10 protein-coding genes are annotated in these 14,497 nt (G+C 42.6%); 5 read left to right on the plus strand and 5 right to left on the minus strand.

Features of this window, described 5'->3' with window-relative positions; translation table 11 throughout:
- Positions 1–759: 759 nt before the first annotated feature.
- From A4S05_RS23305 to A4S05_RS23315, 3 genes are all read right to left on the minus strand, one after another.
- Entirely contained in the window at positions 760–1,458 is a 699-nt protein-coding gene (locus A4S05_RS23305) for a DevA family ABC transporter ATP-binding protein (protein ID WP_069072166.1), read from the minus strand.
- 82 nt (positions 1,459–1,540) lie between these two features.
- Entirely contained in the window at positions 1,541–2,716 is a 1,176-nt protein-coding gene (gene devC, locus A4S05_RS23310) for an ABC transporter permease DevC (RefSeq protein ID WP_069072167.1), read from the minus strand.
- A complete protein-coding gene (locus A4S05_RS23315) occupies positions 2,713–4,020 on the minus strand; it encodes an HlyD family efflux transporter periplasmic adaptor subunit (protein WP_069072168.1) in 1,308 nt (435 codons plus the stop codon). The genes devC and A4S05_RS23315 overlap by 4 nt, the downstream gene beginning before the upstream one ends.
- 219 nt (positions 4,021–4,239) lie before the next feature.
- Here A4S05_RS23315 and A4S05_RS23320 point away from each other — a divergent pair, with 219 nt between their 5' ends.
- The gene (locus A4S05_RS23320; protein WP_069072169.1) at positions 4,240–4,854 is read left to right on the plus strand and encodes a TetR/AcrR family transcriptional regulator; all 615 of its coding nucleotides are present in this window, start codon (positions 4,240–4,242) and stop codon (positions 4,852–4,854) included.
- 396 nt (positions 4,855–5,250) lie between these two features.
- Here A4S05_RS23320 and infC read toward each other — a convergent pair whose 3' ends face one another.
- The gene (gene infC / locus A4S05_RS23325) at positions 5,251–5,742 is read right to left on the minus strand and encodes a translation initiation factor IF-3 (protein ID WP_084227231.1); all 492 of its coding nucleotides are present in this window, start codon (positions 5,740–5,742) and stop codon (positions 5,251–5,253) included.
- Between the two features lie 237 nt (positions 5,743–5,979).
- Here infC and A4S05_RS23330 point away from each other — a divergent pair, with 237 nt between their 5' ends.
- Together A4S05_RS23330 and A4S05_RS23335 are read left to right on the plus strand one after the other, a co-directional pair.
- Positions 5,980–7,320, plus strand: coding sequence for a DEAD/DEAH box helicase (locus tag A4S05_RS23330; protein ID WP_069072171.1), 1,341 nt, complete (start codon positions 5,980–5,982; stop codon positions 7,318–7,320).
- A gap of 215 nt (positions 7,321–7,535) precedes the next feature.
- Positions 7,536–8,141 carry a YdcF family protein gene (locus tag A4S05_RS23335; protein ID WP_069072172.1) on the plus strand — a complete coding sequence of 202 codons (606 nt, stop codon included), beginning with the start codon at positions 7,536–7,538 and terminating at the stop codon, positions 8,139–8,141.
- A 57-nt stretch (positions 8,142–8,198) separates the two neighbouring features.
- On the opposite strand, the gene dnaG is transcribed toward A4S05_RS23335, so the two are convergent.
- Positions 8,199–10,184 carry a DNA primase gene (gene dnaG, locus A4S05_RS23340; RefSeq protein WP_069072200.1) on the minus strand — a complete coding sequence of 662 codons (1,986 nt, stop codon included), beginning with the start codon at positions 10,182–10,184 and terminating at the stop codon, positions 8,199–8,201.
- 165 nt (positions 10,185–10,349) lie between these two features.
- Between dnaG and A4S05_RS23345 the strand changes: the two genes are divergently transcribed.
- Together A4S05_RS23345 and A4S05_RS23350 are read left to right on the plus strand one after the other, a co-directional pair.
- Positions 10,350–11,702, plus strand: a complete 1,353-nt coding sequence (locus A4S05_RS23345) for a hormogonium tapered terminus morphoprotein TftA (RefSeq protein WP_069072173.1) — start codon at positions 10,350–10,352, stop codon at positions 11,700–11,702.
- Between the two features lie 99 nt (positions 11,703–11,801).
- Positions 11,802–14,384, plus strand: a complete 2,583-nt coding sequence (locus A4S05_RS23350; RefSeq protein ID WP_256091105.1) for a BsuBI/PstI family type II restriction endonuclease — start codon at positions 11,802–11,804, stop codon at positions 14,382–14,384.
- Positions 14,385–14,497 lie beyond the last annotated feature (113 nt).

Here is a 14,497-nt window from a genome sequence, read left to right on the forward strand (position 1 = left end):
GGGGTTTGAATCCTATAAGTGAAAAAACCTCCTGCCGACGCTCGCGGACTCGCTACCGCTGCGCTATCCTGCCTCCTACCTCCTTCAACCGTAATTGTTTGCTAATTACTACTTTTTTAGTCAGTTATTGTTGATTTATCACTTAACAGTCCATAACAAAATTGTAAATTGTTGACATTTTAGTTAGATCAGGTATTTATCTGGATAGGAAAATCTACTGATTGATAAATTTGTTTTACTGTGAAACTACCTTTGGTTTATGAAAGTATTCAGGTATAGTAAACGGTTTCAAAATTACGAGTTGTAACAGCGCCAACAATCAGAATCAAATTAAGCCAATAAAATAAGTATTTTTTGTCAAAATTATGAATCATGCCAACTTTTGATGATTAATTGTATATAAACACCAAAATGCAGGTATAATAATTAATCTACAAAACATAAGTAGACACTAAATTATGTCTACTTAAAACTTAGAGTTATTTCCACTCAAAAATTATGATATTTTTATCCGATACTTTGAAAAGTTAAGGGATATTTAAAATCTATTATTTAGATGCAATACGGAGTAGTAAACTTAATCTAAAATCGTCCGTTAGAAATTTATTCTAAGACCTAGTACCGCACGGCGCAAATAAGCCACCCATCTTAAACGTCTGAAACCTTTGCAAACAATTAATTACGAATTACGTTAGCGCAGCGTTAGCGACGCAGGAGCGTCATTACGAATTACGAATTCCGCCTTGCGGTACTAGTAGCCTAACTGGCTGCAACAACAGCACGGTCATTTACTAATTTGCCATCTTCCATGTAGACGATGCGATCGGCAATATCTAGAATGCGGTTGTCATGAGTAACCAAGAGAATGGTACAGTCTTGTTCTTTAGCTAGTTTTTGCATGAGGTTGACCACATCTCGTCCCGATTTACTGTCAAGGGCGGCTGTGGGTTCATCCGCTAAGACAATTTTAGGACGACCAACCAACGCACGAGCGATCGCAACTCTTTGTTTTTGTCCCCCAGATAAATCATCAGGATAATAATTGAGGCGATGCCCTAATCCTACCTCCTCTAACATTTGGGCTGACCGGGTTTTCATTTCTGTCGGTGAAATATTATTATGCACTTCCAAGCCCATTCTGACGTTCTGGAGTACTGTCAGGCTACCGTGCAAGTTGTGCGCTTGGAATATATAACCGTTATTGCGTCGCACTTGGGTAAGTTGTCCTGTACTAGCGCCACAAAGTTCTTGTCCCAATATCTGCAAACTACCAGATTGGGCAGAACGCAAGCCGCCTGCTAAGGTGAGAAGTGTCGTTTTACCAGAACCAGAAGGCCCAGTCATAATAATAATTTCGCCGGCGTTAATATCCAGATTGATATCAAAAAGAACTTGCTTACGGAGTTGACCATTACCAAAATAGTGGTCGAGATTTTTAACAGAGATTACAGGAAGCATACTAAATTTTAGATTTTAGATTTTAGATTGCGAATTGTGTAAGTATCTTGATGCCCAATGCCCAATTCCCAATTCCCAATTTTTAAAACATATCTGCGGGGTCAGCAGATTGTAATTTCCGAGTAGCGATCGCACCAGAAATAATACACATAATCATTGTTAGCATTAGCACTGTGGTGGCTCGTGCTACGGTCATATAAAGTGGTAAATTGGTTGCATTGCGAGTTAAAGCATAAAGTCCTAAAGGTGCGATCGCTCCCGGAATAAAGCCCAAGATTGCCAAAATTATCGCCTCTTCAAACACCACGCCTAATAAATAGAGATTGTTATAGCCCATTGCTTTGAAAGTGGCGTATTCTTTGATATGGGAATTCACATCTGTAGAAAGTACTTGATAGACGATAATCACGCCTACCATAAATCCCATTGCTACACCCAGGCTGAAGATAAACCCAATGGCTGTATTTTTTTTCCAATAATCTGTTTCAAATTCGATAAATTCTGCTTTGGTTAAAACTTTAACATCATCATCTAAATGAGATTCTAAAGCTGCTTTCACCTGTTTTGCGTCATAACCTGGTTCTAGTTGAACCAAACCTATACTGACGCTACTTGCTTCTCGTTTAGGAAATAGTCGCAAGAAATTCTGGTCGCTGGTAATCAGGTTGCCATCAGCCGCAAAGGAAGCGCCGATTGAAAATAAGCCGCTAATGGTAATTGTTCGGCGGTCAATTTCAGTTGTCACAGGTTTCCCTTGATCAACTTGAGCGATCGCTTCTTGATAATCTCCTCTAGAGGCGCGATCGAACAGCAGGGTGTCTGGTAACTTCACCCGATCTATCTGGCTGTTCACATCCGGTAAGTCAAAGGCTGGCTTTTCAGGATTGATCCCGATCACTAGCACAGATGTCTTTTGGCGTGTTTTAGGATTCTTCCAATCGACAATGTTGACATACATTGGTTCTGCGGATTTCACCCCTTGTATATCCATTGCCTGATACAGTCGCCGCCGCGTAAAGGTGGAGGCATTTAACACGTTACGGGCTTGAGGACTAACTAGAAAAATATCAGCCTGGATACTATTGTGCAGTTTAGTATTACTTTCAAATAAGGCGGTCTGAAACCCTAGCTGCATGAACATAAGAACATCAGCGAAAGCAATGCCTCCCAATGCCACCAATAGACGGCTTTTTTCATGACTCAGTTGCAACCATCCCAGGGGGGTTCGCTGCCGCAGTTGTTGAATAAATCCAATCACAGTTCAATTACCGCCTTTACTTGTAGGTTGGTAAACTTTGCAGCTTTGACGCTAGATACTTCATCTAGTCGCACATGTACTTCCACTACTCTGGCGTCAATATTGCTAGAGGGGTCACTGTTGACGAGATTTTGCCGCTGTACCTGCATCCCCATCCAATCGACAGTTCCCTGCAATTCTCCAGGGAGGGAATCGCTGATTACCTTGACCCGTTGCCCCGATCGCACTTTGTTAATATCACTTTGGTAAACTTCTGCAACTGCATACATCTGGTCGGTTCGACCTAATTCTACAATCCCGTCATTAGAAACGGTTTCTCCAGCCCTTGTATTAATCTTCAAAATTTGTCCCGCTTCCGGTGCGCGGACATAAGCCTGATCGAGTTGCGCTCTAATTTTTGCCACAGTCGCTTGAGCGCTGTCTACCTCTGCTTGGGCGTTAGCAATATCTGTCGGACGGATTTCAGCTGTTTGGTTAAGGGTGGCTTTGGCTTCGTTAATCTGCTGTTGCAAGCTAGCGAGGGTTTGGTTGCGGTTCGCTTTGGCTTCTTTAATTTGCTGTTCTAAAGTAGCGACAGTTCTTGTCTTATTGGCTTGGTTTTCAATTACCTGCTGAGTAGAAGTTTCTGCACTCAAGCGTTTTTGATCGGCTTGCTGACTAGAAATTGCCCCTGCTTTGTATAAAGCTTCGTAGCGTTGCACATCTACTTGAGCGTTCCGCTTTTCAGCTGCAACACGATCCACCGTTGCTTGTAAACTCTCTCGTTGTCCTTGCAAGTCTGCTTCTAGGCGATCAATTGTGGCTTGCTGAGTTTTGACATTTCCCTCTAATTCGACTTGCAGACGGCTGACAGCAGCTTGTTTTGCACCAATTTCTCCCTGTTTTGCTCCCGCTTTTACCTGGTCAAGGTTAGATTTGGCAACTTGAACTTGTTTTTGGGCTTCAACTAAACTTGCTTGTAAGCGATCGCGACTATCCATAATGGCAATTACCTGTCCAGCCTGGACGCGAGCGCCTTCTTTTACTAATAACTTCTGAACCAGACTCCCCTCAGTAGAAGAAGTTGCAGACAGTTTTATAACTTCTCCATTTGGTTCTAAACGTCCCAATGCTGTGACTGTTTTTACCACTGGCTGAATAGCTACTGGCGCTATTTGCTTCTCATTAGCGGTAGCCTGAAACTTTAGTACCGTGTAAACACTAGCTCCACCTATTAATAGAGATGTAATTATTGCTAATGTAGTTGGCGATCGCAAAAGATTTTGGGGAGACTTTAAATCCTCTCGTTTCCAGTTCTGCACCATAGTGTTCACTTTTCCCCATTAGCAACTTGTACTAAACTGTTCAGTTCAATTCATGCTAAACTAAACGGATTAGTTTAGTCAATAGCACAAAGGTAGAATTCTCAATTTAATCAGCTTGCCTTGAGTTATAAACCAGAATGCTTGTCAGGACTGGGATTAATGACGTAGGGTAAATTGCCGCATCTATTAAAATTGTTTATAAGAGAGGAAGATTAATAAATGGTACGCATTAAATCTGACGAAGTTGATCGCGATAATTCCGTTGATAAAGTGGAGCAAATTCTGCAAGGGGCAATGCAAGAGTTTCTCCAAAATGGTTATGCTGGTACAAGTATGGATCGAGTAGCAGTAGCAGCAGGTGTTTCTAAAGCGACAGTCTACAGCCACTTTCAAGATAAAGAAGGACTTTTTAAAGTACTGTTAGAGCAACTGGCGAGCAAAAAGAATAACTCCATTTTTGGCACAGAACCGATTGCCGGAGAACCAGCAGCCGTACTGCATCACATAGGAACCAAAGCATTAGATTTGATGAATAGCGACCAAGAACATACTGCATTTATGCGAGTATTAATAGGGGAATCTGGTCGTTTTCCTGAGTTAGCTCAAATATGTGTTCGGGCGATGATTAAGCCAGTGGCGGAAACTCTCACTCAATACTTGGCTGCTCCTGAGCTAAATATACCTGACCCAGAGGCAACAGCAAGAATTCTCTTAGGAGCGTTAGTGCATTTTCATATTACTCAGGATGTGATGCATGGGAGAGACATTATACCAATGGAAAGTGATCGCTTGATTGATGCCTTGACACACTTAATCACTAAACGCGCCGATTGATTGGTTAGATCCCGGCGCGTGGCGCTTGTTTGGTCAGAAGGTCAACCCAATTCGCAATTGTAAATTCGCAATGGGCTAACGCCCCGCTTTGCTAACGCAACTAAATCAGTGGGAGCTTGTACCCACCACTGATTTAAGACCACTAACCTACGTATGGTGGGGGCTTGTACCCACTTTTAGGCAATTAATCAATTCGTTTTTTCGCCCTAATCAAATTGCGAATTGCAAATTGCGAATTGCGAATTGTTTGGTAAATACCCCGACTATTATGGACGGTCTTTAACTTAGCACTGAGCAATCTTCATTATTTTTTCTATAGAAGTTACAGTACTGTCTCCGGCTTTTTTGGTTTCTTCCAAGCTGCCACAAATACATCCTCCAGCGATCGCAAGATAACTAGGCAGGAATAACTTGAACAATTAGTGCGCGTTTATCCAAGGACTGGATTTTACCTACTTGACTGAGATCATTGGCAATTCGGTCTAGCAGTTCTCCTGCTTGGTCACGATATTGATGTTCTCGGCCTCGTAAACGGATGGCAAACTTGACTGAATCGCCTTTACTCAACCACTGAACTGCTTTCTCAATACGTAAATTGTAATCAGCGACACCCACGTTTAGACCGAATCTAACTTCCTTTACCGTGGGTCTAGCACTCTGGCTCTGACGTTTTTTCTTTTGATACTGAAGCTTCCCATAGTTGAGAATCTTCGCGATCGGAGCGTCTTTACCTTGGGAGACTACAACTAAGTCAAGCTCTAAGCTTTCGGCTAGCTGTAGCGCCTCATTGGTGTCAATCAGACCACGATTGTTATTCTCATGGTCAATCAAGAAGACACTAGGTGACTTGATTTGTGAATTAATCAGTTGCTTTTGGATTGCGATAATGAATTTCTCCTATTTGTTCAATACTTTGCTTTACAAGCAGGTAATGCCAATTTAACACAACACTGAATCAGAGCAACTTTAACAACACAATAGACGGCAATCTGTTAAGATTAACTACTGCGGCACTCGCTCTCAGTCTTGGCGCTACTGCCCATCCAGCCTTTCAATAATTTTTTATTCGTCCGCCTAAGACTGACGCCATCATTGGCGACAGGCCGATGCTATTTTTGGAGTCTTATGTCTTTTTCTCATCTCGGCTTGTCCAATGAAATTATCCGTGCCGTTACCGAACGAGGATACACGGAACCCACCCCAATTCAGATGCAGGCGATTCCCGCTGTATTGTCGGGTAGCGATTTGTTAGCTGGGGCACAAACTGGCACTGGCAAGACCGCTAGTTTTACCCTACCGCTTTTGCATCGTTTGTCGTCCAACAAGAGCAAAGGTACGTCTAATGGATACCCACCAATTCGGGCGCTGATTCTCACCCCGACTCGCGAACTCGCGGCACAAGTGGAAGAAAGCGTGCGCGAGTACGGCAAGTACTTAAATCTCAACTCGATGGTGATGTTTGGCGGAGTCGGTATTAATCTGCAAAAACAGCGTTTGAGGGGTCGAGTGGATATTCTGGTCGCTACTCCAGGGCGACTACTAGACCACGTACAGCAGGGGACGCTGAACCTATCGCATATTGAGGTTTTGGTTCTGGATGAAGCAGATCGGATGCTGGACATGGGCTTTATTCATGATATCCGCCGCATCCTTTCACTTCTGCCCAAACAGCGACAAAATTTGCTATTTTTCGCTACTTTCTCAGACAAAATTAAGGCATTAGCCGCCGGACTGCTCAATAACCCGAAGATGATTGAGGTAGCACGCCGCAACGTTACCGCTGAAACGATCGCCCAAAAAGTTTATCAGGTAGACCGTGACAAGAAACGTCAATTACTTGCTCACTTGATTCGGAGAGATAATTGGTATCAAGTGCTAGTGTTCACTCGTACTAAATATGGTGCTGACCGTTTAGTGAAGCAGTTGGGTGAAGACCGGATTCAAGCATTGGCAATCCACGGTAACAAGAGTCAGCCTGTGCGTACCAATGCTCTGGCAAAGTTCAAGAATGGCACATTACAAGTATTGGTGGCGACGGACATTGCTGCTAGGGGTCTTGATATCAGCGAACTGCCCCATGTAGTTAACTTCGATTTGCCCAATGTACCAGAAGATTATGTTCATCGCATTGGGCGCACCGGTCGCGCTGGCGCATCAGGTGAAGCGGTATCGCTGGTGTGCGTTGATGAACAGCATTTATTGACAGATATCGAAAAACTGATTGAACAGCGCTTGCCAAAGGAAGTAGTTGCTGGCTTTGCGCCCAACCCCGATGCTAACCCCGAACCAATCCCAAATGTACGCCAACACAGAGGCAAGCCTGGAGGTGATAAGCGTCCGGCTCGTACTCCTAAACCGTTACCACAGACATCAGCTAAACGTAAGGCAGCGCCGCCCGCGACAAATGGTGATAAGCCTGGTGCTCGTTCCTCCGCATCGCGCCGTTCTGCGAAACGCGATCGCTGATCTTCGTTCTTAACCCTCTTTTGTCAGTTTGGGATAACCCAATCGCTGAAAGCCTTTCGGGGCTTTATTTTCCACTTTAAAGCTAGAAATTTTAGTTAGTGTTAGAAAATAAAAGCTCAAAGCTTGATTAAATCAAAATTTCAGAATCTCGCTGAGATTATTGTTTTTCGAGAGTGACAAAACAGGGTTAAGGATTACTCTTTCAACAACGCCCCATGCTCAATTACAAAATTCCCAAAAAATGGTTAATTTGGGTTACAGTGACTTTGATATCTGCCTTGTTGCTGGCGATCGCATCTTCTGCCTCAAGTATTTACTTATATGGCAACAGTACTAATAATATCAAGGCAGATGCAGCAATTGTTTTAGGAGCGGCAGTTTGGGGACAAGAACCATCTCCTGTTTTCAGAGAGCGAATCAAGCACGCCATTAACTTATATAAAAATGGATCTGTTAAAACGATCATTTTTACTGGTGGAGTGGGCGAAAGTAATGAACTAGCTGAAGCTATAGTTGGAAAAAATTATGCAATCGCGCAACAGGTAAAAGCTGCTGACATTTTCACTGAAACTGAATCTCGCACAACTCACCAGAACCTCAAAAATGCTTTGGAAGTAGCGAATACTCACCAATTAACCAAGTTTCTTATTGTTAGCGATCCATTGCATATGAAGCGAGCCGTATTGATGGCACGAGGCTTAGGAATGGATGCACATTCGTCTCCCACACCGACTACCCGCTATCGCAGTTTTCAGAGTCAGATAGAGTTTTTAAGCCGAGAAACTTATTTTTACTTTGTCTACTTAGTGTTTAAAATCTAGCTATAAGTTATTACTCAGTAGCCTTAAAGCAAGAACTTTTGACTGCGGAAACCGAAACTACAACAAGTCTGTGATCGAAAATAACCGTTGTCGGTCTATTTGCTGAAGCTTGATTTTTTCAGCGTAGAAAGCCTGATAATACGATTGATAGCGCTCTGGTTCAGCTTCGGGATCGGTTTGCTGCCATAATTCCAAAAAGTGGCGATAACGTTTTTCAAGCATCACCAAATCCATGCAAGCGATCGCAGCTTGAACCACTTGCGGAGTCCGAAGTATTTCTTTTTGGTTTTTTTCATCCACATGAAATAAATGGGAAATTAACTCCATCTCGCTGCCAAATTCTAAGAATCGGTCTTGCAGGCGGGAAATTAAATCTGGTAGAGACGCAAAATTTCTCGTTTCTCCATCACCCGATGAAATTTCTAAAATCTGTTGCCATAAAAATCGGTGGTGGGAAAGACTAAATTGCAAATCTCGCTCCTCTAGTTCGGCAATAATCGCTTGACGCTGTTCAGGACAATGTAAGTAGATTCGCAATAACAAGGCTTCTGCGTGTTCTAAAAGGCTGCGTTCTGTGGGGAGTGGGGAAGGTGGGGCCCCCTCTGGGGATAAGGGGTAATGGGGAGTGGGGAATAGGGATTTGCTACTTCCCCATGCTTTCTTCGCTGACACAGGCTTAGAGTATGTAGCCGCAGCCGGAGCAATTTGAGTTAGCAGATTTTCGACTCGTAGGGGTATAAGTCTGGTATCTCCCAAACTGAGTATTTCTGCACAGTAGGAAACGTAATAGTTGCGTGTATCGCTGTTAGCTATATTTTTAAGTAATTTGACTAATTGCTGAGTTACTTGCTGAAAATCAGTAGCTTGTTTTAAGTTGCGGTCTTGAATAATTTGCTGAATCTGCCAGTCTAGCCAAAGTGGCGCATTTGTTAGCAGTTCTCCATAATCTTCTGGGGTGTGACTATGCAAATATTCATCAGCATCTTTACCATCGGGTAAATTGAGAATTTTTAGCTGAACTTCGCCTTTGTATGCTAATTCAGCAATTTCACCGATCGCCCGTTCTGCGGCATTAGTTCCGGCTTTATCAGCATCAAAGTTGAGTACTAATTGTTTTGATTCGGTGTAGCGTAATATTAACCGGACTTGTTCTAAGCTTAAAGCTGTACCGAGTGAGGCGACGGCATTATTAATACCGGCAGCGTGGAGAGCGATCGCATCAAAATATCCCTCCACCACCACCGCTTGATCAAGTTGGGAAATCCCACCTTTGGCTTGATCGAGGGCAAATAAGGTTTTACCTTTACTAAAAAGTTCGGTTTCTGGGGAATTGAGATATTTAGGTTGTTCATCCGTGAGAGTTCTCCCACCAAAGGCAATCACACGCCCTTGAACATCACGAATGGGAATCATGAGGCGATCGCGAAATACATCATAATAACCACCGCCTTCCTTGCGTGGCTTAATCAATCCCGCTTTTTCTAATATTTGCGCTGGGTAATGTTTGTCTTCCACTAGATAGCGATGAAGGGTTTCCCAACCTGCGGGGGCGTAACCTAAACCAAATTGCTGTATAGTTTCTTCTTTGAGTTGGCGGTTAGATTGTAAATATTTAAGTGCCTTTTGCCCTTGTGATTGTCTGAGTGCGTGTTGATAAAACTGTGCGGACGAAGCCAGAACTTCATACAACTGCTCACGCAAAGATAGCTGACGCTGTAATTCTTGGCGTTGTTCGGGTTCGAGAGTTTGCACAGGGACTTGGTAACGCCGTGCTAAATCCAGCACCACGTCAGCAAAAGAACGCTTTCCCAACTCCATCACAAACTTAATGGCATTTCCCCCAGCTTGACAGCCGAAGCAATAATACATTTGCTTGGTCTGACTGACAGTGAAACTGGGAGATTTCTCATCGTGGAAAGGGCACAAACCGACAAAATCTTTTCCACGTTTGCGTAAAACTACGTATTCCGAGACGACATCTACAATATCAGCCCGTAATTTCACTTCCTCAATTGTGTCTGGGTGCAAGCGGGGGATTTGCATGGCTTTGTCATTAGTCATTGGTCATTGGTCATTGGTCATGAACTTTGGAGAAATACCAAAGGACAAATGACTTTAGACTTCTGATAGCTATTATATTCTTGTTGCTAGACCAAAAATGATTTGTAGAATTGCTTACACTAAAATCTATCAGAGGAAATACTGAAAATGGGACGTATTTTTATATCAGCGGCTCATGGAGGCAAAGAAGCGGGAGGAATCGATCCAGGTGCGATCGCAGGTGGTACAACTGAAGCGAAAGAAATGATTTTGCTGCGGGATTTGATTGTCACGGAACTGAGGGCGCGGAGTTTGGAAATTTTGGCGGTTCCTGATGACTTGAGCGCCGCCCAAACTATCACCTGGATCAATTCTCGTGGCCGCCGGGGTGATGTCGCCCTAGAAATTGAATCTGACGCAGCTAGCAGCCCTTCTGTGCGGGGGGCTAGCGTCTTTTATATTGCTAATAATAGCGATCGCAAAAGCAATGCTGAACAGTTACTAGTGGGGTTATTACGCCGTGTACCGCAATTACCGAATCGGGGAGTCAAGGCAGATACAAATAGCGGCTTGGGTAGTTTAGCATTCTGTCGCCAGACAACCCTTCCAGCTTTGGTGATGCAAGTGGGGTTTCTCAGCAATCCAGAGGATCGGGCTTTGCTGCAAACTCGTCGCCGCGATTTTGCTTTAGGAATTGCCGATGGATTAGTCACTTGGAGTCGTGTAATTGACCCGACTCCTGGAACTCCAGCCGATGCAAATTATCCGCCGATTAATATCAATATTAATGGGCAAAATTACTCGGAGCAAGGAGTTTTAGTTAATGGTAATGCTTACATCCCCATTGATTTAGTAGACCGCCTACGGATTGACCTTTCAAAAGCAGCTAATGTCAATCGAATTACCTATCGCAAAGTAGTTTATGTTAAAGCGATTGAACTGCGAGATTTTAATGTTGCAGTTAGTTGGGATGCCGCAACACGTACTGTTAGCTTGCGATCAAATTTAATAGTTTGCTCCGGTCAATTTGACCGGGTAATGTCAAACGGGAATACTTCAGAAGTACAGTTACAATTATTTCTGAGAAACAATAATGAAAATGCTTTAGTAAAATTTCCTGACATCCCAAAACTTTATCGGGAAGAAGCAGGGATAGAGGGAGTTAATTATGATATTGCCTTTTGCCAAATGTGTGTAGAAACTGGATTTTTACGGTTTGGTAGCGATATTAGACCTGAGCAAAATAACTTTGCAGGCTTAGGTGCAATTGGTGGTGGCTCGGAGGCTGCATCTTTTGCAAGTGCCAGAATTGGAGTCAGGGCGCACATCCAACATTTGAAAGCTTACGCCAGTTTAGAACCTTTGGTACAGGAAGTAGTAGATCCTAGGTTTCGCTTTGTCACACGCGGGATTGCGCCATTAATTGATCAGCTATCAGGGCGCTGGTCAGCAGATTTGGATTATGGTGCAAGGATTTCAGCAATGGTCAAACGATTATATGAATCAGCAGGACTTCTGTGAGTCTAAGGTTCTGCATGATGCGATCGCAAACTTGGTCTGCTTCAGCATCAAGATGCCGTAAAGTTGTTGTAAACTTGATAGCAATTAAGAAGACAGACCGTGATCGTCCCATCAAGCATTAGAGCTTTCGTAGCAAGTCATAACAGTAATTTAGAGTTTACCAGCCTCGCAAAACTATCAAGTGGAAACTTGCTTGCAGAAGTGGATCTTCACCGGGCTGTAGCAAGTTTAAAGCTAAGGCAAGATAAAAAAGCATCAATGGGTCAATTTTTGACTCCCGCTTCAGTAGCCCAATTGATGGTTGAGATGTTTAATAGGCTAGATTTGCCTGAAATATCCTTGCTTGATGCTGGAGCAGGAATCGGTTCATTACTAGCCGCTTTTGTGGAAAAAGTATGCCAGCATCGACAACAAACCTCAAGTTTGCGCGTTGTAGCTTATGAAATTGACCCTTTTCTAATTAGATATTTGCATCAGACTCTAGAGCTATGTGAGAGGGAATGTCAACGTGTGGGTATTTCCTTCAATTACGAAATTCGTGAGACTGATTTTATCGAAGATGCAGTCAGGCTACTTCAGATGGGTTTATTGAATAGTGCAAACGCAACAGAATTTACCCATGCTATTCTCAACCCGCCTTATTTGAAAATCAATGCTCATTCCAAGGTGCGCGAATTGCTGCGTTCGATCGGTTTGGAGACTAGCAATCTTTATACTGGTTTTATGGCAGCTACAGCGCAACTTTTAAAACCAAGTGGGGAGTTTGTAGCGATTACCCCGCGCAGTTTTTGTAATGGGCCCTATTTTCGTGACTTCCGCAAGATGTTTTTAGAAATGATGGCTTTACAACAAATACATCTTTTTGAGTCGCGGCAAGAAGCATTTAGTGATGATGATGTTTTACAGGAAACTATCATCATCAAAGCTACAAAACAAAGGCAAAAGTTTAGCAGCGTAATCATAAATACCAGCTTTGGTGCTAATGATGACTTGCTTATGTCACACTCTGTACCATATTTAGACTTGGTTCACCTCGATGATTTAGAGCAGTTTATTCATATTATTCCAGATAACATTAGCCAGCAAATTGTTCAGAGAATAGAACTTTTTACCTGTACCTTGAAAGATTTAGGGCTAACAGTTTCAACTGGACGAGTAGTAGATTTTAGAGCTAAAGATTACCTAAGAGAAAATATAGAAAACGATACCGTTCCTTTAATATATCCAGTGAATTTATCGAATGGATATGTAGAGTACCCAAAAATAACTAAAAAGCCCCAAGCAATAGTTCATATAGAAGAAACAGCGAATCTTTTGATACCAAATGAGCATTATGTTCTATCCAAAAGATTCTCATCGAAAGAAGAGAAAAAGCGTGTTGTTGCGGTGGTTTATGATGCAAACCAATTTAATTATGAATATGTCGGCTTTGAAAATCACTTGAATTACTTTCACAAAGATGGACGTGGAGTTAGCCTTTTCTTGGCTCGTGGGCTTGCTGTTTATCTCAATTCAACCCTAGTTGATGCTTTCTTTCGGTTGTTCAATGGACATACTCAGGTCAATGCAACAGATTTGCGAAAATTAAAGTACCCTAGTTTGTCACAGCTATTGTTGTTAGGGACGGGGTTTAAAGAAGAATTTCCTTCTTTACAGGAAATTGATGAACTTATAGAAAATCAGCTATTGAGTATGTCAAATCTGTCAGAGAATAATCCAATTGCAACTAAATCTCGAATTGATGAAGCGTTGCAAATCTTGACACAATTGGGCTTTCCACGAGCACAGCTTAATGAACGGTCAGCTTTAACCCTCCTGGCATTGCTTGATTTAAAACCGATAGACTCTTGGCAATTAGCAACTTCTCCTTTGATTGGAATTACGACGATGATGGGCTTTATGGCTCAACATTATGGCAAAACCTATAAGCCGAACACACGGGAAACAGTTCGCCGCCAGACAGTGCATCAATTTCTGGATGCAGGTTTGATAGTTGCTAATCCAGATGATTTAAGCCGCCCTATCAACAGTCCCAAAACTGTATATCAGATTGAAAATAGTGCGTTAGAACTATTAAGAACTTACGGTACTGACGAATGGGAAAAGAACATTCGCACTTACCTTGCTTCAGTTGAAACTCTGAAAAAGCAATATGCTCAAGAGCGTGAAATGTCCCGTATTCCGATAGTAATTAACGGAGAAATCAAAACTTTATCACCAGGTGGTCAGAATATTCTGATTGAAAAAATTATTAATGATTTTGCCCCTCGTTTTACTCCTAGTGGAAAGCTGATCTATATTGGCGATACAGATGAAAAATTCGCCCACTTTGATGCAGCAGCATTGGCAGATTTAGGCGTTAATATCGATTCCCACGGCAAAATGCCAGATGTGATTATTCACTTTACAACAAATAACTGGTTGGTGCTGATTGAAGCTGTAACCTCACATGGGCCAATTAATCCTAAACGAAAGAAGGAACTTGAAGTTCTATTTAGAACTGCCGAAATACCTCTGGTGATGGTAACAACATTTCTCAGTCGTAAGGCAATGGTGGCATATCTGGCAGAGATTGCTTGGGAAACAGATGTTTGGGTTGCTGAAGATTCTACTCACCTGATTCATTTCAATGGTGAATATCTATTGCAGGCTTACCAAATAGAAAATAAGCAAACTTCCTGAATCTACAGCAAAATTCAGGTGTCTGTGTAATACTAATTCAATTAATGATTGCAACACATCCTTGGGTAAAGACGCGATGAATCGCGTCTCTACAAGATGGTCTATTTGGTCGC

The organism is Nostoc sp. KVJ20 (genome assembly GCF_001712795.1).
Classification (GTDB): Bacteria; Cyanobacteriota; Cyanobacteriia; order Cyanobacteriales; family Nostocaceae; genus Nostoc.

What these genes read in the sequence shown, in the direction of transcription:
- A4S05_RS23330 (WP_069072171.1), top strand. Translation starts at nt 5,980, where the DNA reads ATGTCTTTTTCTCATCTCGGCTTGTCCAATGAAATTATCCGTGCCGTT.
- A4S05_RS23335 (WP_069072172.1), top strand. Translation starts at nt 7,536, where the DNA reads ATGCTCAATTACAAAATTCCCAAAAAATGGTTAATTTGGGTTACAGTG.
- A4S05_RS23320 (WP_069072169.1), top strand. Translation starts at nt 4,240, where the DNA reads ATGGTACGCATTAAATCTGACGAAGTTGATCGCGATAATTCCGTTGAT.
- A4S05_RS23315 (WP_069072168.1), bottom strand. Translation starts at nt 4,020, where the DNA reads ATGGTGCAGAACTGGAAACGAGAGGATTTAAAGTCTCCCCAAAATCTT.
- dnaG (WP_069072200.1), bottom strand. Translation starts at nt 10,184, where the DNA reads ATGCAAATCCCCCGCTTGCACCCAGACACAATTGAGGAAGTGAAATTA.
- A4S05_RS23345 (WP_069072173.1), top strand. Translation starts at nt 10,350, where the DNA reads ATGGGACGTATTTTTATATCAGCGGCTCATGGAGGCAAAGAAGCGGGA.
- A4S05_RS23305 (WP_069072166.1), bottom strand. Translation starts at nt 1,458, where the DNA reads ATGCTTCCTGTAATCTCTGTTAAAAATCTCGACCACTATTTTGGTAAT.